Origin of the sequence: Neptunitalea chrysea, from assembly GCF_027924145.1 — a bacterium.
Lineage (GTDB): Bacteria > Bacteroidota > Bacteroidia > Flavobacteriales > Flavobacteriaceae > Neptunitalea > Neptunitalea chrysea.
This window is the reverse complement of record NZ_BRVP01000001.1, coordinates 212,440-232,642: the sequence shown is the minus strand read 5'-3', so window position 1 is coordinate 232,642 and position 20,203 is coordinate 212,440. Positions and strand designations below refer to the sequence as shown.

Genomic DNA, 20,203 nt, shown 5'->3' with positions numbered 1-20,203 from the left:
TTATGAAGGTAAAAAAAGCAGAATTTATTATTAGTAATACAGACGTTTCTAAGTGTCCAAACGAGCCTATACCAGAGTATGCCTTTATTGGGCGTTCTAACGTAGGAAAGTCGTCTTTAATAAACATGCTAACCTCTAGAAAAAGCTTAGCAAAAATCTCTGGAAGACCTGGGAAAACGCAACTTATAAACCATTTTAAAATAAATGATTCGTGGTTCTTAGTAGATTTACCTGGATACGGGTATGCAAGAGTATCTAAAAGCACCAAGAAGGTTTTCCAAAAATTTATTACCAATTACTTTGAAAAACGCATGCAGCTTGTTTCTGCTTTTGTACTAGTAGACTGCCGCCACGAACCTCAAAAAATTGATATGGAATTTATGCAATGGTTAGGCGAAAACCAGATTCCTTTTTCTATTATATTCACCAAGGCAGACAAACTAAAACCCAATGCGCTTGAACGCAACATTAACCAATATCTTGAAACGTTAAAACAAGATGTTTGGGAAGAAGCACCGCACTATCTGGTAACTTCTTCTTCTTCTAATTATGGCAAAGAAGAAGTTTTGAAATATATAGGACAACTAAACCAAATGCTTAAAAATGGTAATACCTAATTGGCACTTATTATCTCTTCTACCAACTTCCCTAAATCTTTAATTTTTAGATTTCCCTCTGCACTAAGTACTACAAAATTATCATTGTTTTTTATTTTGCAAACGGCCTCCTTTATTTTTCCGCCTTTTTTATAAAAATACAATTCTACACTACCGCCGTTATTACTAAAACCAGCTAATTGCTCGTAGGTTTTTGAATTCACCAACTTCTTAAATCTTATATTTAATTCGCTTGTATTAGATTTAGCTACTACAACACGGTATTTTCTAATTCCTGAAACCACTCTTTTCAAATCATTCACATATGCCTTTTCTACAATAGAATCGCCAATAAAAGAAGAAACATTAAGCGAAAAATCAATAGCTTCTTTATTCTCATTTCTAAATGTTTGGTACGGAGTTTTGGTACCACATGCCACCAGAACAAACAAACTAACCATTAGTAAAAGTACTTTTTTCATAAGAGTATATTTTTGATTATACCCTTAAGACGACCTACCCCAACATCTGCTACAAGAATCTTAAACTTTTTACCAAACAACCTTATCATTTCTTAATACACCCAACTATTCTTAGCCTTTAATACCTTGATATAAAACAAAAATCTTATGAATTTCATTAAAAAATAAGCACCCCTATAGCTACCTTATTCATATAATATATAGGGTTCTTTTTGGTAAAGACGTCGCTAAAGAACATTTTTTAACCTCTTTCCTCTTTATTAGAAAGGTATTTTATCTTAATTACACATTTAAACCTTAGTAACAGGGTTAATTATGGTATTTTGGAACAGAACTCACAAAATTTTAAGCTAACTCATGTGCTAAAAGCTTCTTATGCTGTTTTTACCAAAACATAGTGATTGATATAGGATATAAAAAAGAAACAACCTCTGTAAGCAAAGATTAATTATCTTTATACTTAATTATGGAAATTATAAAAACCTATAATAATGTTAATCGTAACAATCCGTCATTAAGTTTTGGCATCTCCAGAACAGAATCAATTTACGAGAAACATAAAGGAAAACCAGATACTCCGCACAGACATGATTTCTATACTGTACTGCTTATAAAAAAAGGAAGGGGTACGCACACCATAGATTTTAAAGAGTTTAAGATACACGATAATCAGATATTCTTTCTTAGTCAGGGACAAGTACACCAAATTAAAGAAGAGATTGCAACCCATGGTTTCTCGATGGTTTTCTCTGCTAATTTTCTTATACAAAACAACATTCCTTTAAGCTTTATAGATGACCTTAATTTATTTTACGATTATGGAGAAAGTCCTCCTTTACATCTTTCAGAAGAACAATTAACAAAACTAGTTGGCTTTGCAGAAGAAATGATTCTATTATATGAGTCAGACATTCCTCTAAAAGAACAATCTATTGGTGCTTATTTAAAATTATTTTTAATCTCTTGCACCAACCTATGTACCGTACAAGAAAAGAATTTACAGAAAGTAGAATCAAGCAATACCATATTAAAGGAATTTAAAAACTTGGTAGAACAATACTACAAACAATGGCACTCTACCTCTACCTATGCAGAAGCTCTCAATATTACACCTGATCACCTTAATAGAACTATCAAATCACTGATAGGTAAAACTGCCAAGCAATACATACAGAAACGTTTAGACATTGCAGCTAAGCGAATGCTCTATTTCTCTGATCTTACTACAAAAGAAATAGCCTACGAACTAGGCTTTAACGAACCCTCTCATTTTAGTGCATTTTTTAAAAAATGTACAGGACATTCACCTTCACAATACAAGAAGAACTCCTAATATCGGATTTTTATAATTCTTTCCCGTATTCTAATATTCCATACCGTTCATGCATTTCGGTACTTTGTCATGTACAAAAATGATAACATCATGAAACGTAACGATTTTACAAGCAAACTACTTAGCACTACCACGGTTATAGCGCCAGCAATGCGAAGAGCTAAAAATGTAAAGCTTAAAAACTCTGATTACGACAAGATGTTGCAACAAGTAGTATTTAACCATTTACCAAATAAAAAATATAGAACCATGAACACAATACTTCACAAAGCAGCAACCAGAGGACATGCTAACCACGGCTGGTTAGACAGTCACCATACATTTAGTTTTGCCAACTACCACAATCCTGAAAGAATGAACTTTGGAATCCTAAGAGTTCTTAACGATGATACGGTAGCTGCAGGCATGGGATTTGGAACGCACCCTCATGACAATATGGAAATTATTTCTATTCCGTTAGAAGGTGACCTTGAACACAAAGATAGTATGGGAAACACCACTACTATTAAACAAGGAGATATTCAGGTAATGAGTGCTGGCACCGGTGTATTTCATAGCGAGTATAACAAGAATAAAGATAAAGAGGTTCGTTTTCTTCAAATTTGGTTATTTCCAAAGAAGAAAAATGTAACACCTAGATACGACCAAATAACACTTACCCATAGCGATACTAAAAACAAACTTTATCAGATACTATCTCCTAATGCAGAAGACGAGGGTGTATGGATTCATCAAGACGCATGGTTTCATTTAGGAACTTTTGAAAAAGGTATATCTGATACCTACAAAATTAAAAAAGAAGGTAACGGTGTTTATGTTTTTGTTTTAGAAGGAGAAATCATTATAAACAACGAAAGCTTAAGCAAAAGAGATGGTTATGGAATATGGGATGTAAATTCATTTGATTTTACTACTCAAACCGACAACACTAAACTTCTATTAATGGAAGTTCCAATGAAATTATAATAATAATCAATACACAAAAATTTAAAAAAATGGAAAAAGCAACATGGATCATAGATCCTACACACTCAGAAATGGTGTTTAAAGTAAAACACATGATGATTTCAACTGTAACAGGTACTTTTGGTGAATTTGAAGGACACTTAGTAGCCGCCTCTGAAAACTTTGAAGACGCCGAATTTAGCACTACTATTAAAACCGCTTCAATTAGCACTAATAACTCAGACAGAGATAACCACTTAAAATCTGCTGATTTTTTTGATGCCGAAACATACCCTGAAATTACATTTAAATCTACCTCTTATGCAGGTTCTAAATTATTAGGTGATCTTACCATTAAAGGAATTACTAAATCTATTGAACTAGAAATTGAATACAATGGTACAGCTGTTGACCCTTACGGACAAACAAAATCTGGATTTGAAGCAATAAGTAAAATTAACCGTAAAGATTTTGGCTTAACATGGAGCGCCGTAACCGAAGCAGGGAGCATTGTGGTTTCTGATATAATAAAACTACTAATAAACGTACAGTTTATTAAAGATTAATCAACAAAATAACATTTTGTCGTTAAAAAATGTTATTTTATCGATGTAAAATTGAGTATCATGTGCTCAAAAAAAAAATAGAATATAAAATTTTATTATCTTAGCTTTAAGAATTTACCTCCAAATTTTTTGAGCACATGAACTATTTGCAACTTGAACTTAAAGAGTTACTTAAAACAAACTCTGATGTTCAGAAATATCTGGACAACCCTAATTCAAAAGGGTATTGGGTCTGGAATTTGGAAAATCCGGACGACCAATGGTATAATGATGACTTTTGGCATACCTTAGATATTTCTATACCACCCGAAGATAAGACGTCATCATTCTGGAAAGAAGTTATGATTGATGAAGATGTTGCATATTGCTTCGAGAACTTAAAAAATCATCTTAAAAATCCTGAAAAAGAATTTGAACAATTAGTTAGATACACCAATAATCAGGAAGAGATTATTTGGATGAAGTGTTTAGGAAAAACACTTTGCAATAAAGAAGGTATCCCCACTAGAATGGTTGGTATTACACTAAGAAAAAACCGTGTTCAATCTTTACAAGATTATAATAACCTTCTTGAACACTCGAATGAAGCCGCCACTATAGGGCATTGGGAAATTTTTATCGACTCTAAAAAAGCATATTGGAGTAAAATAACCAAGAAAATATATGAGGTACCCGATAACTATGAGGTCTCATTAGAAGAAGCCTTAAAACTCTTCAATGATTCTGCTTCATTAGAATTAGTTCAGGAAAGTCTTGAAAAAGCCACTTCATACGATATAGAAACTAAAATTACCACTTACAATAATACAGAAAAATGGGTACGCGCCATTGGTATCCCCGTTATGCAAAACGGAAAATGTATTGAAATTTATGGCTTGTTACAAGATATTAATGAGGACGTAAAAAAACGCGAAGAACTATCCTTAAAAGAAGAATTATTCCGAAATACGTTTGAAGGTGCTTCTATTGGTATGGCACTTGTTAGTTTAGAAGGAAAATGGCTTAGAGTAAACCAAAGTTTATGCGATATGCTAGGCTATAGTAAAAACGAGTTTTACACCTTAAATTTTCAAAATATTACACACCCTGCCGATTTAGATATTGATTTAAAAAAAGTAAACAACCTTATTAAAGGCAACGGCAATAACTACCAACTTGAAAAACGATATTTTCATAAAAATGGAGACATTGTATACGCATTACTGGCTGTATCCATTATTAGAGATAAAGACAATATACCGCTTCATTTTGTATCTCAAATAACAGATTTATCGGTTCAAAAACACGCTTATAAAAGAATAGAATCATTACTTGAAATAACACAAAATCAAAACAAAAGATTGCTAAACTTTGCCCATATTGTTTCTCATAATTTAAGATCACACTCAGGCAACTTGTCAATGCTTTTAGATTTAATGAAAATAGAAATGCCTAGTCAGACTAAAAATGATTTTTTTACTATGATTAATCAGGCAGTAGATAATCTAGGAGAAACTATTAAACACCTAAACGAGGTTATTTTATTACATACAAAACAACGTGACGATATAAAGAAACTGAATCTTAAAAAATTTATAGACAACGCCTTAACAAGCCTTAAAGGTCAAATTATAGAACATAACGTTACTATTGAAAACGAGGTAAAGGAAGATACTTACATTAATTATGTACCTGCCTATATGGATAGTATTTTAATTAACTTAATTAGTAATGCTATTAAATATAAAGAACCATCTAGAGAACCGTTTATAAAAATAAAAGTAACTAAAACAGATACCCATATCATATTATTAGTATCTGATAACGGTATCGGCATTAACCTTACCAGTAATAAAAGTAAATTATTCGGAATGTACAAAACATTCCACCCACACCCTGAAGCAAAAGGAATAGGCTTATTTATAACCAAAAATCAGGTAGAAGCTATGGAAGGGAAGATTGATGTTGAAAGCACTTTAGGGATAGGATCAACTTTTAAAGTATATTTTAAAAAATGAATAAAATAAATATTGCTTGTATTATTGATGACGATCCTATTTTTATATTCGGCACAAAAAAAATAATGCAAATAGCAAACTTTTGTAACAGCGTCCATGTTTTTAATAATGGAGCTGAGGCTTTTAGTGCCTTAAAAGGGTTTATTGAAAACAATGAAGAACTGCCCGAAATAATTTTATTAGATTTAAATATGCCTATCATGGATGGGTGGCAATTTTTAGATAAAATCACCACCATTAGCATTCCTTCGTCTATTAGCATTTACATTGTTACCTCTTCTATAAACCCTATAGATGTAGAGAAAAGTAAACAATATACTAATGTTACCAGATATATTGTAAAGCCTATTAGCGCTGCAGACTTAAAATTAATTCTTGAAGACCGCGCCTGCTAAGCTATTATTTTTTAATCTCTAACTTCTCTGCAAAATAATCACAAAAATCTTTCATGGTAGCACTCATCTTCTCATCTTGAGTAGCTCTGTAAAAGGTATCGGACATTGCCGTTAAGGTTTGATGAAAAAACATCTTCATTTCATCTAAAGGCATATCTTTAGTCCAAAGATCTATTCGTAACGACTCTTTTTTTTGATGATCCCAAATAGAAAGTAGCATTGCTTTAGCTTCCTCATTTTCAATACCTCCATCCTTAGCCGTCCAGCTTAATTTTTCAGGTATTTTATTCTCATCCAATTCAACATTTAGCTCAATATCCGATCTATATTTAGTACTCATTATTTTCTAGGTTTATAATGCGCATTATTAAAAATTTCCTGCGCAGACGTGGTTAACATTTGTTGCAAAGATACATCATTGTTTTTCATATACGATGCTACAATCTTACTCCCTATATAAACTCCTAAACGACCAGGAGACTCATTATCTATAGGTCTATAAAATTTAGAAAAAGGCGCAGGAAAAACAAAACGCTCTAAAAGCTTCGATTTTGTACTAAACAACACCTCTTCCTCCATAAAATATTTCCAAATCATATCTTCATTCGCTTCTGCCCATGCATACTCATCCGTAGTATATTTTAATCGTTGTGCATCTGTTTTTTCAGGTATCAATAAACTCTCTAAATACAATTTCTTACCATAATAAATTATATACGATAAGAATGCTCTATTCTGAGGAGCAGGCACCTTACTAATTGCAAAAGACGAAGCTACATCTACAATAATATAATCTTTTGTAAACGATTGAGACAAATACTGCTGAATACCTGAGTAAAATTTATGATTTGCACCTAAATAGGTATCTAAACAAATAAATAAATACTTATCGCTATAAATTACCTGATTCTCATAATCAACATCTGAAGTTACCGTAACTACCTCTGGTATACTAGTATCAGGGTAATAGTATTTTACATGCTGAAAAAACTTTTTTAATTCTTCTTTTTCTTCCTTAAAATCAGGATACGCTTTATACACCTCATTAAATAATTCTCGCTCTAGTGTATCTAACATTTTACCTACCCAAACTGAATCGGCATATGCCTCATGAAACATATATGGGTATTCTTTTTTTAAATCTTGCAATTCAAAGGGAGTAGTATTCTTGTATGCCAAATCAAATCTTTTTACAGATACCTCTACAGGAATCTCACCTATTTCTCTTTCTATTTTAGAACTTTTATCACAACTTAATAGAGTAATTACTATAGCTAATAAGAATGCTATTTTTTTCATAAAATTTATTAAATATTATAAATGACAACGTAAATCATTATCTTTAATTGTCAAAAAAAAGTAAATTAGCTGCAAATTTAATGTATTTATGCATTAACCAAAGTAAAGTATTTATTATGAAAACAACTGAAATTATCGAACACATAGTTAGCTGGTTAAAACAATATGCTACACAGGCTGGAATGGAAGGGTTTGTTATAGGAGTTTCTGGAGGAATTGATTCTGCCGTTACTTCTACTCTTTGTGCTAAAACAGGGTTAGATGTACTTTGTCTTGAAATGCCAATCCACCAATCAGACAGTCAGGTAAGCAGAGCATTAAACCACATTAAATGGCTAGAAGGTAATTTTAAGAATGTACATATGACTAAAGTAAATCTTACACCGGTTTTTGATAGCCTGATTGGAAGCTTACCTGCAGTATCTAATGAGGAAGATCGTTTTATGTCGTTAGCAAATACAAGAGCCAGATTACGTATGTCTACCTTATATTACTTTGCCGCATTAGAAAAAAGATTAGTAGCAGGTACCGGAAACAAAGTAGAAGACTTTGGTGTAGGATTCTACACTAAATATGGTGATGGAGGTGTAGACCTTAGTCCGATTGCTGACTTGTTAAAAACTGAAGTATATGCCATTGCTAAAGAACTTGGTGTTAATCAAGAGATTATTGAAGCAGCTCCTACAGACGGCTTATGGGGTGACGACAGAACTGACGAAGACCAGTTAGGCGCTTCTTATCCTGAACTGGAATGGGCTATGAATCAGGATGAAGCAGGAAAAACAATAGATGACTTTAGTGGCCGTGAACAGCAAGTTTTTGCCATCTATAAAAAATTTAATAATGCAAACAAGCACAAAATGGATCCGATTCCTGTATGCTTAATACCCAGTCATTTAAAGGAATAAAATCGTTTTTATACGTTACTATAATATTTTTTTGACAAAAAGAATAATATTCCTTACTTTTACCGCCTACATACCCCACAAATATAAAATGAGGATTTTCAAAAATTGGATTTTTGTTAATACCCTTTATGTTATTTTATAAACCCTTAAACCCTAAAAAATGATTAAAGTTTTAGTGGCCGACAGCCACCCAATCGTGCAGAAAGGACTAGAGTCTTTCTTCAAACCCTCTACTGATCTTGATGTTGTGGGAACAGTAGCAACTACAAACGGATTGTTTGACTATTTAACTAAAAGTACCCCAGATTTAATTCTTTTAGAAATGGACATTCCGGAAGTAAATGGAATTACAGCCTTGCGTAAACTTAAAAAAGATTACCCTGAGGTAAGAGTACTTATGTACAGTGCACAACCAGAAGATGTTTATGCGGTTAGCACGCTAAGAGCTGGTGCACATGGTTATATTTCTAAAACATCTGATTTAGAATTATTAAAAGAGGCTATTATTAAAGTTGCAACTGGTAATATGTTTATTACTAACGAACTTGCACAACGTTTAGCTTTTGACGAAAGTACTAACAAACCAAGAAAATATTTTAGAAGATTATCTACAAGAGAAGTAGAAGTTTTAAAATTACTATCTGCCGGTAAAAGAAACAAGCAGGTAGCCGAAGAACTTGGTTTAAACGAAAAAACTGTTAGTACATACAAAGCCAGATTAATGCGTAAATTAAACGTAGATAATATGGTAGATATGTTACAACAAGCAAAAGCACTTGAGTTATTCTAGATAACTCGATTTAGCTTTTCTGACAATACTTTTTTTAATCGAAGGTAATGCATTGCTTCCTCTAGAAGTTCTGCATTACCTTCTCTATTTTGTAGCGTTTCTGTTTTTAAAGCCTCAACCCTTTTTTGTATCAGAAAGCATCGTAAATTTAAAATCGTTTCGTTAACCATTTGTCCTAAATCATGATCTTTTTGCTTTACCAAAATATCTTTAGACTCCCAATTATGTAATTGATATTTTTCTTCATCCATTAGAATGGAAGTCACTTCAGAAACCACTTCAGGCGTTAACTCCTGCATAAATAACTCGATGGAAAATTTCTTTTCAGAAGTAAAAAACTCTATCAATTGTACATATACAGCTCTAAAAATAGAATTTGTAAAGTCCACTTCATCATCCTGTAAATCCAAATAAATTTTTTCAAATACCCTAGCTTCAAACTGCTGTTGCTCTAACTCTAATTTACCGTCATCTGTTGCCTTTAATACTAAATCATCAAACACTTCTGAGCGTTCTCCATACAACAACAACAACTCTATTATTTTACGCTCTAATAAGTACTGAACATCTACTTTAGTTAGCTGTTGAGCATCATTTTTAACAACATCAAAAGCTTTTTGTTGTCTTGCTTTTTTATAGTTTTTATCGGCTTCCTTTACCTCTTTATTCTGTAATTGTGCCAAGGTATTAAACAATACATCTTCAGAAATATCCATAATTCTGGAACACTCCTGTAAGTACACCTCTTGCTTAATTCTATCAGGTATTTTAGCTATACTCCCAACAATATCTCGTATGGTATCTGCCTTTTTAACCGGATCATTATTGGCTTCTTTTACAAGTACAGAAGCCTTAAATTGTATAAAGTCTTTAGTATTCTCTTTTAAATAAGTGATTACATCATCATAGCTATTTCTTCTGGCAAAGCTATCTGGATCTTCTCCTTCTGGAAATGAACATACTCTCACATTCATACCTTGCTCCAAAATCAAATCCACCCCCCGTAGAGAAGCACGTAAACCAGCCGCATCACCGTCAAATAATACCGTAATATTTTTAGTTAACCTGTTTACTAAACGAATCTGATCAGACGTAAGAGCAGTTCCACTAGAAGCCACCACATTCTCAATTCCGCTTTGATGAAACTGAATCACATCTGTATACCCTTCTACCAAATAACAATTATCTTCTTTAGCTATTGCTTGTTTGGCATAATAAATTCCGTAAAGCACTTTACTCTTGTGATAAATATCACTCTCGGGAGAGTTCATGTACTTAGCTACTTTTTTAGACGTAGTTAAAATACGACCACCAAAACCCAGCACCCTACCACTCATAGAGTGAATAGGAAACATAACCCTACCCTTAAACCTGTCGAACTGCTTATTCTCTTTAACAATAGTTAAACCGGTTTTCTCCAAAAATGTTAGCTGATATCCTTTATCAAGTGCATTTTTTGTAAAGATTTCCCACTCATCAATGGCATATCCGAGCTTAAATTTACGAATCGTAGTATCTGTAAAACCACGTTCTTTAAAATAACTAAGCCCTATAGCTTTGCCCGGTGAAGTTTCCCAAAGGTTACGCTCAAAATCCTCCTGAGCATATTCTGAAACCACATACAAACTCTCTCGCTCATTCGCCTGTTCTTTTGCTTCATCTGTCTGTTCGGTTTCTTCAATTTCTATACCATACTTTTTAGCAAGGTAGCGTATCGCCTCAGGGTATGTAAAGTGCTCATGCTCCATAATAAAAGCAATAGCATTTCCTCCTTTACCACTACTAAAATCTTTCCAGATTTGCTTTACAGGAGACACCATAAAACTAGGTGTGCGCTCATCTGAAAACGGACTTAACCCTTTAAAGTTAGCACCCGATTTTTTTAGTTGAACAAAATCACCTATCACCTCTTCTACCCTAACGGCATCAAAAACTTTATCTATTGTCTCTTTAGCTATCAATCTGCTGAAAAATTTAGAACCGCAAAAATACTTAAAATTATTGGCCTTTATAAATATACTAAGATAACAAAAAACGGCCTCCTCTATTGGAAGCCGTTTTCACAATGTCTTATTTTTAGACTCAAACTAATCCAAATCCCAACGAATCCCTAATGAAACATTATTTTGTTTCGTTTCAGCATTATGAAATATAGGGTTCAAATCATATTTTACATAAAGAGAAGCATCTCCAATACCTACATAAGCTGCCACCCCATAAATAAAATTATTGGTATTATAATCAGTTTTTAGCTTATCTTTAGATTTATCTCCATCCTTCTTATACTTCAATTTTTGACGTGTGCTGTAATTTAATCCAGCATAACCACCTATCCCTATTTTAAACATTCTTGAATTGTAATATCTAAAATAACGATCACGCTCTACCTTTTTAGAAGGACCAAACTCAAAAAACACAGGAGCTACAATATTATCCATACGTAATTTAGCCTTCTTTAAGTCATAAGGAAATTCCTCTAAAATGGTCTGATCTCCATATTCCACAAAGTACTTACCACTGTTTGTCCGCAACCCATTATACTGTAAAGACAAACCATATCTAAAACGCACTGCATTACTATTATTAAACAAACGTGTATTCCACATATAGCCTATTTCAAAAAACTTACTACCTCCTACTTGGTATGGAGATCCATCAATACCCTTTCCTTCAATTACAGCATTATTAATACCTACTGCAACGGTAACGCTTCCATATGTTCTTTTATCATATTTAATTCTTCTTCTATAAGTAGTAGAATCTGTATACATTTCATTATCTAATTCAATACCCTTAGAACCTATTAAAACAGTACTTCTTAAGTCTCGTCTTTCATTAAAATTTTCTCCCCTTTCTGCTAAGGCAATTTTATTATCTAAAATAGCCGTTCTATTTTCAATATTCTTAGCTGCAGTTCTTGCTGCTTCCGTCTTTAGGTCTTCAGCTTCCTCTTTGGTAAGCTCCCCTTTAGCAAGCCTCTCTTCAATTTTTTTTACTTCCTCTTTTAATTTTTCTTTTTCCTGAAAAACAACAACATCTTTAAACTTTTTAAGTTTCTCTATTTCACTTTGATGCTCTTCACTTAACGCTGCTTTTTTACTTTCAACTTCAAGCTTTAACGAATCTTTTTTGGTTTGAGCACTCAAAATATGAACACTAAACAGCATGGCCAACATACTCATGTAGGCTACAAATCGTACCATAATTACTACCTTTTATTGATTATTTAATTGATGAAAAAACTCCTATTAACGGCCGCGTTCCGCAACCGCAGTTTCCACTTTAAAGAAGCCATCGTGCAGGGCTTCAAATACTTTTTCTTTAAATGATTTATGTAAATCGTACTCTACTTCCTCTAATAATGCTTTGGCCAAAACATCTGTATTATTTTCTTTAGAGATAATGGTTTTAAGTTTCTCAGCCCTCAATTCCTCTTGAGCTTTTAATAATAGTGAATCTACCAAGTCATCTGTTATTGTTACCCCTTGCCCATGTAACCCTGTAAGTTCAGCCACTACTTCCTGAACTTTAATATCCTCTGGAGATTTCGTTTTAGGAGCCTCCTGAATTGATACTAACTTGGCATTCGGAACCTTTTGTATCTCTTTTTCAAAAGCATTTTTATTCACTTTTTCAACCTCAGCAGAGTGTTCTATTACTTTATTTGCAACTTCTAACCTAGTTACAACTACAGCATCTTCTTGCTCATATTTTTTAAACTCAACTTCAGGCTTCGTATTAACCTTCAAAACACCTTCTTTAAGAACGTCATGGGCATCTACATCTGTATTTACTACCTCAATAGTATGTATCTCAGATGATTTAAAAAACACACTGTATGAGATAAAAACACCTATAACAAGAATAGCCGCTACCCAATACCAATTAAGTAAAATAACCTTTTTCTTAGGCTCCTCTAATCCAGCTACAACCCTATCCCAAGACGTATCCGAAGGTACAATAGAACGCTCCTCCATTTTATCTCTCAACTCTTTCTCAAACTCAGATAGTCCCATTTTCTCTTTTTTTAATTAAGTCTAATTGTTGCTTTAAAAGCTTTCGTGCTTTCGAAAGTTGCGATTTTGAAGTCCCCTCAGATATTTCTAACATCTCTGCAATTTCTTTATGAGCGTATCCTTCAATAGCATACATCACAAAAACAGCCTTGTAACCGTCAGGTAATCCATCTATAAGTAACTGCAACACCTCTGTAGACATATCAGATTCATAAACAATTTCTTCATTTGTTGCCGTAGTATATTCAGTAAAAATAATTTGTTTATTACTCCGTAAAAAAGATATAGACTCTCTTACCATAATACGCCTTACCCAACCTTCAAAACTTCCTTCAAATTGAAATGTAGAAAGTCCTTTAAACACTTTAGCGAAACCCGTAATCATAACATCTTCCGCATATTGCAAGTCTTTCACATAATACCTGCATACACTAAGCATTTTTGGCGCATAGGTAGTATATAAAGCTTGTTGCGAAACCCGATCATTTCTCTGGGCTTTCTTAATAAGCTTTTCCTCACTGGTATGTAAATGAATAACTTTCAAAACGCGTTTCATACTGGTTTCTGTTTATAAAGACGCAATTGAGACAAAAATGGTTGCCTGAAGGTAGTTATTTTTTCAAAAAAAAATCAAAACAAAAAACAAATATTTGTTTTTCAGGTAATTGTGAAAATTATTTTTTTCTTTCAATTACATAATTCACCATAAGAACTAGTGAATCTTTATAAGGAGAGTTGTCATAATCTGCTAAAATAGCCAATGCCATCTGCTGAAATTCAACCATTTTTTCGGCAGCATACTCCAATCCACCTTTTTGTTTTACAAAAGCAATCACCTCTTTTACCCTCTTTGTATTTTTATTATACCTTTTAATAGAATTAATTAGCCATTCGCGCTCCTTTGCATCGCAATTATCCAAAGTATATATTAAAGGGAGTGTCATTTTTTGTTCTTTGATATCAATTCCCGTTGGTTTCCCTATGGGGCCATCAGTATAATCAAAAAGGTCATCTTTAATTTGAAAAGCCATTCCTATATATTCTCCAAACTTACGCATGCGTTCCACATGATCAGATTCCGGTGCTATAGAACAAGCTCCTAAGCTACAACAGGCAGCAATAAGAGTAGCCGTTTTTTGTCTAATAATTTCGTAGTATACTTCCTCGGTAATATCTAGTTTTCTGGCCTTTTCAATTTGTAGTAATTCACCCTCACTCATTTCACGTACCGCCACAGAAATAATTTTCAATAAATCAAAATCATCATTATCTATAGAAAGTAGCAACCCCTTAGAAAGCAAATAATCACCAACTAGTACCGCTATTTTATTTTTCCATAAGGCGTTTATTGAAAAGAAGCCTCTTCTTCTATTACTATCATCTACCACATCGTCATGCACCAAAGTAGCTGTATGTATAAGCTCTATAACCGCAGCACCTCTGTAAGTTCTATCATTTACTTTTCCTCCTGAAATCATTTTAGCCATTAGAAAAACAAACATAGGACGCATTTGTTTTCCTTTACGGTTTACTATGTAATACGTGATTCTGTTAAGAAGAGCAACTTTAGAGGACATGTATTCTTGAAACTTTTTTTCGAAAAGTTCCATCTCCTCTCGTATAGGAAACTTAATTTTTTCAACTACTTTCAAAGTGTGGGCTAAAAAACTTTTATAAACTTCACAAACCTACAAAAAATTCTACAGTCATTTTTATTTTCTACTAACAGAATAAAGAACTATTTAAAGTAAAAAAACAAGAAGCCTTTATTTAAAAGGAGCTATAAAACTTTCTACAAAAATCATTTAACTTACAAAAAAACAAAATACACCTTAAATATCACAAAAAATACAATGAATCAAAACTTTAGTTATATCCCTGTAAACATTTTAATTATATCGTTAAAACATTAGTTTTAACCAAAAAAAAACTTAATTTTATTGGCTTAATAATAAACTACAATTTATGAAAAAAATTACTACAATTTTACTTTCGATTTTTACTACTTTAACCGCTTCTGCACAATTTTCTGAGGATTTTAGCGGAGGTGCCTTACCTGCCGGATGGGTTACCTTTCTTGGAAGTAACGGACTAGGAACTAACTACGACTGGGGTTACAGTACTTCTGAATATATGTATTGTATATTTGATAGTGATGTAAGTACATGTCAAGACTGGTTAGTTACACCACAAATAACGGTAAGCTCAGGAAATGATGCTTTATCTTTTGAAACCACAACCTATGCCGCTCTTGATTATGGATACAGTTTAAAGATTATGGTATCAACAACTTCGCAAACGAACATTTCAGATTATACAACTGTTACCACATATACAGAATCTGATCTTACAGTTCAAAGTTTCAGTACTAAGATTGTTGATTTATCTGCTTATTCAGGACAATCTATCTATATTGCATTTGTTGCAGAAGGTAATGCAACTACTGCTGGAAGCGATGCTGTTTATATTGATGATGTTACAATGGTTGCTAGTGCATCTAGCGCACCGTCTGTTGTAACCAATCCTTATCCTAGTGATGGTGCTACAGCTGTGCCTTTAACCTTAGCTACAGACGGAACGTATTCTCAAGTTACTTTCACATGGGACGCCCCTACAACTGGCGAAGCACCATTATACTATGAACTTAACTTAGGTACTTCAGCTACAGATTTAACTGCTTTAAATGTTACAACAACCGGAACTACGTATAACATTTACGGATTTTCTGACTACACCACTTACTACTGGGAAATTATTCCTGTAAATAGTGCAGGTGCTGCTACGGGTACTTCTGTATGGTCTTTTACTACAGGAACTGAAGCTTTATCTATAGATACAATTGAAGATACTACATTCTCTGTATACCCTAATCCGGTTTCTGATGTGTTAAACATTAGCGGTAACGAAACTTTAGTAAAAGCTGAAGTTTACAATCAATTAGGACAATTAGTTTTAACTTCTGAGAAGTCTGATTTAAGTGGAAATACCATTGATATAGCACAACTTAACACAGGCATTTATATTGTAAAACTTTTTGGAGAAAACAATTCACAGTCAATTACTATTGCTAAAGAGTAATTTTATTAATACATAAAAAACCACTTTAAAATTATTAAAGTGGTTTTTTATGTATTATTTTTTTTTCAAAACCTTTCGAAAGATGTAATTTTGTAGGATAAAATTACCTACTAAATTATGAAAAAAATTACTACAATTTTACTTTCGATTTTTGCTACTTTAACCGCTTCTGCACAATTTTCTGAGGATTTTAGCGGAGGTGCCTTACCTGCCTGATGGGCTACCTTTTCTGGAAGTAACGGGCAAAGAACTACCTTCGAATGGGTTTACGGTACTTACGGAAATATGTTTTGTGTATTTGATAGTGATGTAAGCACATGTCAAGACTGGTTAGTTACACCACAAATAACGGTAAGCTCAGCATATAGTGTTTTATCTTTTGATATCGGAAACTATTACACTATTGATTATGGATACAGTTTAAAGGTTATGGTATCAACAACTTCGCAAACTAACATTTCAGATTATACAACTGTTACCACATATACAGAATCTGCTATTGCAACTGCAAATTTCGGTACTAAGATAGTTGATTTATCTGCTTATTCAGGACAATCTATCTATATTGCATTTGTTGCAGAAGGTAATGCAACTACTTTAGGAAACGATGCTTTTTATATTGATTATGTTGCAATGGTTGCTAGTGCATCTAGCGCACCGTCTGTTGCAACCAATCCTTATCCTAGTGATGGAGCTACAAATGTTCCTTTAACTTTAGCTATAGACTCATCGTATACACAAGTTACTTTTACATGGGACGCCCCTACAACTGGCGAAGCACCATTCATTATACTATGAACTTAACTTAGGTACTTCAGCTACAGATTTAACTGCTTTAAATGTTACAACAACCGGAACTACGTATAACGTTTCCGGATTTTCTGACTATACACTTACTACTGGGAAATAATTCCTGTAAACGGTGCAGGTGCTGCTACGGGTACTTCTGTATGGTCTTTTACTACAGGAACTGAAGCTTTATCTAAAGATATAGTTGAAGATACTACATTCTCTGTATACCCTAATCCGGTTTCTGATGTATTAAACATTAGTGGTAACGAAACTTTAGTAAAAGCTCAAGTGTATAACCAATTAGGTCAATTAGTTTTAACTTCTGAGAAATCTGATTTAAGCGGAAACACCATTGATATGGCACAACTTAACACAGGTATTTATATTGTAAAACTTTTTGGAGAAAGCAATTCACAATCAATTACTATTTCTAAAAAGTAATAACGTCAATACAGTTTATAACAAATAATAATTTTATGCTTTTTTTAAGAGTAAATTTTACAAATTATTATATTTTTAACTTAAACTATAAAACAATTTCTATGAAAAAAACTACACTTCTATTTCACACATTACTAATTAGCCTTTTTACATTGAATGCTATAAATGCACAAAGTAGTTGTGCTAATGCCTTAACTGTAACAGCTGGTACTACTACAGCAGGAGCTATTACAGGTACTATTAATAACACCTGTTATACTTCATCAACTGCTACATATGGTAGCTGGTATTCATACACCGCTAATTTCGATGGTACCCTCACTATTTCATCTAATCTATCTCAAAATGATGGTACAACATATAGCGATGATACTCGATTAAGTATTTTCTCTGGTACGTGCTCTACACTTACTTGTGTATCTTATAGTGATGATATTTCAACTACTAACTATCTTTCTTCGGCAACTATTCTTGTTTCAAACGGAGAATCCTATTTTATCTATTGGGATGATAATTGGAATGCTAACGGTTTTCAATTTGAGATTACTGAAAATACAGCATCTTGCCCAACTGGGACATTGCCTGTTTCGGAAGATTTTAACAGCACTGCTAATATTTATACTTGTTGGAGTCAAATAGATAATGATGGTGATGGTAATGGATGGTTTCCTGTTGATTATGACCTAGATAATGATGGAGTTGCTGACGGAAATCCTTGTGTTGCATCTGCTTCTTATGACAATACAGATGGCCCATTAACACCAGACAACTGGTTAATTTCATTCCCTATTGACTTAACCTCTTCAGCAGCTACTGACAATATTGCTTTACAGTGGAAAGCAAGAGGTGTAGACTCTAACTATGCTGACGAAAACTACACCGTATATGTAGCTACTGGTAATACTATTTCGGATTTCACATCAAGCTCCGTTACTTTTAATGAAATTGTTGGACAAAATGGAGGAGCAGGTGTTTATGCTTCGAGATCATTAGACATTAGTTCCTTAGCCGGACAAACAATTTATGTTGCTTTTAGACACCATAACGTATCAGATGAATTTGTTTTAAATATTGATGATGTATCTATAACATCAACTTTAGGAATTGAAAACGTTGCTTTAAGCAAGTTTAAACATCATTATGATGCTTCGTCAAATCAGCTAACCTTAAAGTCGTCTGAAAATAATTTTACTGCTATCTCAGTTTACACTATTTCAGGGCAACAAGTTTTCTCTAAAAATTTAAGTAATACTAAAGAGGTAGTTGACTTGCCAAACTTAGCTAAAGGTCTTTATATGGCTAAAGTTTCTATTGGAAACACCGTTCAAAATATAAAATTTACTAAATAGTAAACTATTTTGGGGCAAGCCCAAGAAATATTTAATCTCAATTATTGAGTAAATATTGAGCACAAAAAGTAGCCCCCTCAAAGAAATTCTTTGAGGGGGCTACCTTTTGTGATTTTATTCTTCTCTTTTAAGACTTATTAGCCAATTGCCCACAAGCGGCATCTATATCTTTTCCTCTAGATCGTCTTACCGTTACAGTGATTCCGTTTCTTTCTAAAATCTCCTGGTACAACTTTATAGCACTTTCATCTGCCTGCTGAAACGCTCCGTCATCAATAGGGTTGTACTCAATAAGGTTCACCTTAGAAGGTGCAAATCTGCAAAATCTCACTAGAGCTTCTACATCCTTTCTTTTATCATTTATACCACTCCAAACCACATATTCATAGGTGATTCTACTCTTAGTTTTACTATACCAATATTCAAGCGCCTCCCTTAAATCTTGTAAAGGAAAGGTGCTATTAAAAGGCATAATAGAAGTACGCACATCATCTAAAGCAGAATGTAGTGAAACTGCTAGCTTAAATTTCACCTCATCATCCGCCATTTTTTTTATCATCTTTGGCACTCCTGAGGTAGAAACCGTAATTCTACGAGGCGACATCCCCAAACCTTCTTCAGAAGTAATTTTATCTATTGCCTTTAATACATTATTGTAATTCATGAGTGGTTCTCCCATTCCCATGAAAACAATATTACTTAAAGGTCTACTAAAATACAATCTACTTTCATTATCTATAGCTACTACCTGATCGTAAATCTCATCTGGATTTAGGTTTCTCATACGCTTTAAACGTGCTGTAGCACAGAACTTACAGTCTAAACTACACCCTACCTGGCTAGACACACATGCCGTGGTTCGGGTATCTGTAGGTATTAAAACCGACTCTACTATCAAATCGTCGTGTAAACGCACTGCATTTTTTATAGTTCCATCAGAACTACGTTGCATTAAATCTACCTTAATATGATTAATAACAAAGTTATCCTCTAACATTTGTCGAGTAGGTTTAGACAAGTTTGTCATAGCCTCAAAAGAATGTGCTCCCTTTTGCCATAACCACTCATATACCTGATTACCTCTAAAGGCTTTATCTCCTTCTTTAACAAAAAAATCGCGTAGCTGCTCTTTAGTTAACGCTCGTATATCTTTTTTCTCTGCCTGCATAGAGTGCAAAAGTAATGAATTATAAATGAGTCTATAAAAAAAGAAGAT

Annotated in this window: 22 protein-coding genes; 12 read left to right on the top strand and 10 right to left on the bottom strand. The window is 33.3% G+C overall.

Annotated features, from left to right (window positions below; genetic code table 11):
* Positions 1-2 precede the first annotated feature (2 nt).
* On the top strand, positions 3-617 hold the full coding sequence (yihA, locus tag NBRC110019_RS00995) for a ribosome biogenesis GTP-binding protein YihA/YsxC (protein WP_281751409.1): 615 nt from the start codon (positions 3-5) through the stop codon (positions 615-617).
* Here yihA and NBRC110019_RS00990 read toward each other — a convergent pair.
* Positions 614-1,078, bottom strand: coding sequence for a DUF4252 domain-containing protein (locus tag NBRC110019_RS00990; RefSeq protein ID WP_281751407.1), 465 nt, complete (start codon positions 1,076-1,078; stop codon positions 614-616). The genes yihA and NBRC110019_RS00990 overlap by 4 nt on opposite strands.
* Positions 1,079-1,544: 466 nt before the next feature.
* Between NBRC110019_RS00990 and NBRC110019_RS00985 the strand changes: the two genes are divergently transcribed.
* The 5 genes from NBRC110019_RS00985 (at position 1,545) to NBRC110019_RS00965 (ending at position 6,314) form a co-directional block, all read left to right on the top strand.
* A complete protein-coding gene (locus NBRC110019_RS00985) occupies positions 1,545-2,411 on the top strand; it encodes an AraC family transcriptional regulator (RefSeq protein WP_281751405.1) in 867 nt (288 codons plus the stop codon).
* A 249-nt stretch (positions 2,412-2,660) separates the two neighbouring features.
* Complete coding sequence (locus NBRC110019_RS00980) at positions 2,661-3,377, top strand: pirin family protein (RefSeq protein WP_281751454.1); 717 nt, start codon at positions 2,661-2,663, stop codon at positions 3,375-3,377.
* 29 nt (positions 3,378-3,406) lie between these two features.
* Entirely contained in the window at positions 3,407-3,922 is a 516-nt protein-coding gene (locus tag NBRC110019_RS00975; RefSeq protein ID WP_281751403.1) for a YceI family protein, read from the top strand.
* Positions 3,923-4,059: 137 nt separating this feature from the next.
* On the top strand, positions 4,060-5,919 hold the full coding sequence (locus NBRC110019_RS00970; RefSeq protein WP_281751401.1) for a PAS domain-containing sensor histidine kinase: 1,860 nt from the start codon (positions 4,060-4,062) through the stop codon (positions 5,917-5,919).
* Positions 5,916-6,314, top strand: a complete 399-nt coding sequence (locus tag NBRC110019_RS00965) for a response regulator (RefSeq protein WP_281751399.1) — start codon at positions 5,916-5,918, stop codon at positions 6,312-6,314. Before NBRC110019_RS00970 ends, NBRC110019_RS00965 begins: the two co-directional genes overlap by 4 nt.
* Before the next feature lie 4 nt (positions 6,315-6,318).
* On the opposite strand, the gene gldC is transcribed toward NBRC110019_RS00965, so the two are convergent.
* Positions 6,319-6,654 carry a gliding motility protein GldC gene (gene gldC, locus NBRC110019_RS00960; RefSeq protein WP_281751397.1) on the bottom strand — a complete coding sequence of 112 codons (336 nt, stop codon included), beginning with the start codon at positions 6,652-6,654 and terminating at the stop codon, positions 6,319-6,321.
* The gene (gene gldB, locus NBRC110019_RS00955) at positions 6,654-7,613 is read right to left on the bottom strand and encodes a gliding motility lipoprotein GldB (RefSeq protein WP_281751395.1); all 960 of its coding nucleotides are present in this window, start codon (positions 7,611-7,613) and stop codon (positions 6,654-6,656) included. The genes gldC and gldB overlap by 1 nt, the downstream gene beginning before the upstream one ends.
* 116 nt (positions 7,614-7,729) lie before the next feature.
* Between gldB and nadE the strand changes: the two genes are divergently transcribed.
* Together nadE and NBRC110019_RS00945 are read left to right on the top strand one after the other, a co-directional pair.
* Positions 7,730-8,521 carry an NAD(+) synthase gene (gene nadE / locus NBRC110019_RS00950; protein ID WP_281751393.1) on the top strand — a complete coding sequence of 264 codons (792 nt, stop codon included), beginning with the start codon at positions 7,730-7,732 and terminating at the stop codon, positions 8,519-8,521.
* 160 nt (positions 8,522-8,681) lie between these two features.
* Positions 8,682-9,311 carry a response regulator gene (locus NBRC110019_RS00945; RefSeq protein WP_281751391.1) on the top strand — a complete coding sequence of 210 codons (630 nt, stop codon included), beginning with the start codon at positions 8,682-8,684 and terminating at the stop codon, positions 9,309-9,311.
* Here the strand turns inward: NBRC110019_RS00945 and dnaG are convergent.
* The 5 genes from dnaG to NBRC110019_RS00920 all read right to left on the bottom strand — a co-directional run bounded on the left by dnaG (position 9,308) and on the right by NBRC110019_RS00920 (position 14,979).
* The gene (gene dnaG, locus NBRC110019_RS00940) at positions 9,308-11,272 is read right to left on the bottom strand and encodes a DNA primase (RefSeq protein WP_281751389.1); all 1,965 of its coding nucleotides are present in this window, start codon (positions 11,270-11,272) and stop codon (positions 9,308-9,310) included. The genes NBRC110019_RS00945 and dnaG overlap by 4 nt on opposite strands.
* Positions 11,273-11,398: 126 nt before the next feature.
* Positions 11,399-12,514 (bottom strand): hypothetical protein, encoded by a 1,116-nt coding sequence (locus NBRC110019_RS00935; protein ID WP_281751387.1) that lies wholly within the window; start codon positions 12,512-12,514, stop codon positions 11,399-11,401.
* A 45-nt stretch (positions 12,515-12,559) separates the two neighbouring features.
* Positions 12,560-13,327, bottom strand: a complete 768-nt coding sequence (locus tag NBRC110019_RS00930) for a hypothetical protein (RefSeq protein ID WP_281751385.1) — start codon at positions 13,325-13,327, stop codon at positions 12,560-12,562.
* Positions 13,314-13,871: an RNA polymerase sigma factor gene (locus NBRC110019_RS00925; RefSeq protein WP_281751452.1), complete on the bottom strand. Its 558-nt coding sequence runs from the start codon at positions 13,869-13,871 to the stop codon at positions 13,314-13,316. Before NBRC110019_RS00925 ends, NBRC110019_RS00930 begins: the two co-directional genes overlap by 14 nt.
* A gap of 130 nt (positions 13,872-14,001) precedes the next feature.
* Positions 14,002-14,979, bottom strand: coding sequence for a polyprenyl synthetase family protein (locus tag NBRC110019_RS00920; protein ID WP_281751383.1), 978 nt, complete (start codon positions 14,977-14,979; stop codon positions 14,002-14,004).
* A 313-nt stretch (positions 14,980-15,292) separates the two neighbouring features.
* Between NBRC110019_RS00920 and NBRC110019_RS00915 the strand changes: the two genes are divergently transcribed.
* Positions 15,293-16,405, top strand: coding sequence for a T9SS-dependent choice-of-anchor J family protein (locus tag NBRC110019_RS00915; protein WP_281751381.1), 1,113 nt, complete (start codon positions 15,293-15,295; stop codon positions 16,403-16,405).
* Between the two features lie 285 nt (positions 16,406-16,690).
* On the top strand, positions 16,691-17,203 hold the full coding sequence (locus NBRC110019_RS00910; protein WP_281751379.1) for a choice-of-anchor J domain-containing protein: 513 nt from the start codon (positions 16,691-16,693) through the stop codon (positions 17,201-17,203).
* Between the two features lie 98 nt (positions 17,204-17,301).
* On the opposite strand, the gene NBRC110019_RS00905 is transcribed toward NBRC110019_RS00910, so the two are convergent.
* On the bottom strand, positions 17,302-17,454 hold the full coding sequence (locus NBRC110019_RS00905; RefSeq protein WP_281751377.1) for a hypothetical protein: 153 nt from the start codon (positions 17,452-17,454) through the stop codon (positions 17,302-17,304).
* Between NBRC110019_RS00905 and NBRC110019_RS00900 the strand changes: the two genes are divergently transcribed.
* Both NBRC110019_RS00900 and NBRC110019_RS00895 read left to right on the top strand, forming a co-directional pair.
* Complete coding sequence (locus NBRC110019_RS00900) at positions 17,396-17,638, top strand: T9SS type A sorting domain-containing protein (RefSeq protein WP_309297633.1); 243 nt, start codon at positions 17,396-17,398, stop codon at positions 17,636-17,638. The two genes, NBRC110019_RS00905 and NBRC110019_RS00900, sit on opposite strands and share 59 nt — an antisense overlap.
* Before the next feature lie 101 nt (positions 17,639-17,739).
* A complete protein-coding gene (locus NBRC110019_RS00895; protein ID WP_281751375.1) occupies positions 17,740-18,987 on the top strand; it encodes a T9SS-dependent choice-of-anchor J family protein in 1,248 nt (415 codons plus the stop codon).
* A gap of 127 nt (positions 18,988-19,114) precedes the next feature.
* Here NBRC110019_RS00895 and rlmN read toward each other — a convergent pair whose 3' ends face one another.
* Positions 19,115-20,155, bottom strand: a complete 1,041-nt coding sequence (gene rlmN, locus NBRC110019_RS00890) for a dual-specificity RNA methyltransferase RlmN (protein WP_281751374.1) — start codon at positions 20,153-20,155, stop codon at positions 19,115-19,117.
* Positions 20,156-20,203 lie beyond the last annotated feature (48 nt).

Bases quoted from the DNA above. Each gene is read 5' to 3' on its own strand.
- yihA (WP_281751409.1), top strand. From the start codon at position 3: ATGAAGGTAAAAAAAGCAGAATTTATTATTAGTAATACAGACGTTTCT.
- NBRC110019_RS00990 (WP_281751407.1), bottom strand. From the start codon at position 1,078: ATGAAAAAAGTACTTTTACTAATGGTTAGTTTGTTTGTTCTGGTGGCA.
- NBRC110019_RS00985 (WP_281751405.1), top strand. From the start codon at position 1,545: ATGGAAATTATAAAAACCTATAATAATGTTAATCGTAACAATCCGTCA.
- NBRC110019_RS00980 (WP_281751454.1), top strand. From the start codon at position 2,661: ATGAACACAATACTTCACAAAGCAGCAACCAGAGGACATGCTAACCAC.
- NBRC110019_RS00975 (WP_281751403.1), top strand. From the start codon at position 3,407: ATGGAAAAAGCAACATGGATCATAGATCCTACACACTCAGAAATGGTG.
- NBRC110019_RS00970 (WP_281751401.1), top strand. From the start codon at position 4,060: ATGAACTATTTGCAACTTGAACTTAAAGAGTTACTTAAAACAAACTCT.
- NBRC110019_RS00965 (WP_281751399.1), top strand. From the start codon at position 5,916: ATGAATAAAATAAATATTGCTTGTATTATTGATGACGATCCTATTTTT.
- gldC (WP_281751397.1), bottom strand. From the start codon at position 6,654: ATGAGTACTAAATATAGATCGGATATTGAGCTAAATGTTGAATTGGAT.
- gldB (WP_281751395.1), bottom strand. From the start codon at position 7,613: ATGAAAAAAATAGCATTCTTATTAGCTATAGTAATTACTCTATTAAGT.
- nadE (WP_281751393.1), top strand. From the start codon at position 7,730: ATGAAAACAACTGAAATTATCGAACACATAGTTAGCTGGTTAAAACAA.
- NBRC110019_RS00945 (WP_281751391.1), top strand. From the start codon at position 8,682: ATGATTAAAGTTTTAGTGGCCGACAGCCACCCAATCGTGCAGAAAGGA.
- NBRC110019_RS00935 (WP_281751387.1), bottom strand. From the start codon at position 12,514: ATGGTACGATTTGTAGCCTACATGAGTATGTTGGCCATGCTGTTTAGT.
- NBRC110019_RS00930 (WP_281751385.1), bottom strand. From the start codon at position 13,327: ATGGGACTATCTGAGTTTGAGAAAGAGTTGAGAGATAAAATGGAGGAG.
- NBRC110019_RS00915 (WP_281751381.1), top strand. From the start codon at position 15,293: ATGAAAAAAATTACTACAATTTTACTTTCGATTTTTACTACTTTAACC.
- NBRC110019_RS00910 (WP_281751379.1), top strand. From the start codon at position 16,691: ATGTTTTGTGTATTTGATAGTGATGTAAGCACATGTCAAGACTGGTTA.
- NBRC110019_RS00905 (WP_281751377.1), bottom strand. From the start codon at position 17,454: ATGTTTAATACATCAGAAACCGGATTAGGGTATACAGAGAATGTAGTA.
- NBRC110019_RS00895 (WP_281751375.1), top strand. From the start codon at position 17,740: ATGAAAAAAACTACACTTCTATTTCACACATTACTAATTAGCCTTTTT.
- rlmN (WP_281751374.1), bottom strand. From the start codon at position 20,155: ATGCAGGCAGAGAAAAAAGATATACGAGCGTTAACTAAAGAGCAGCTA.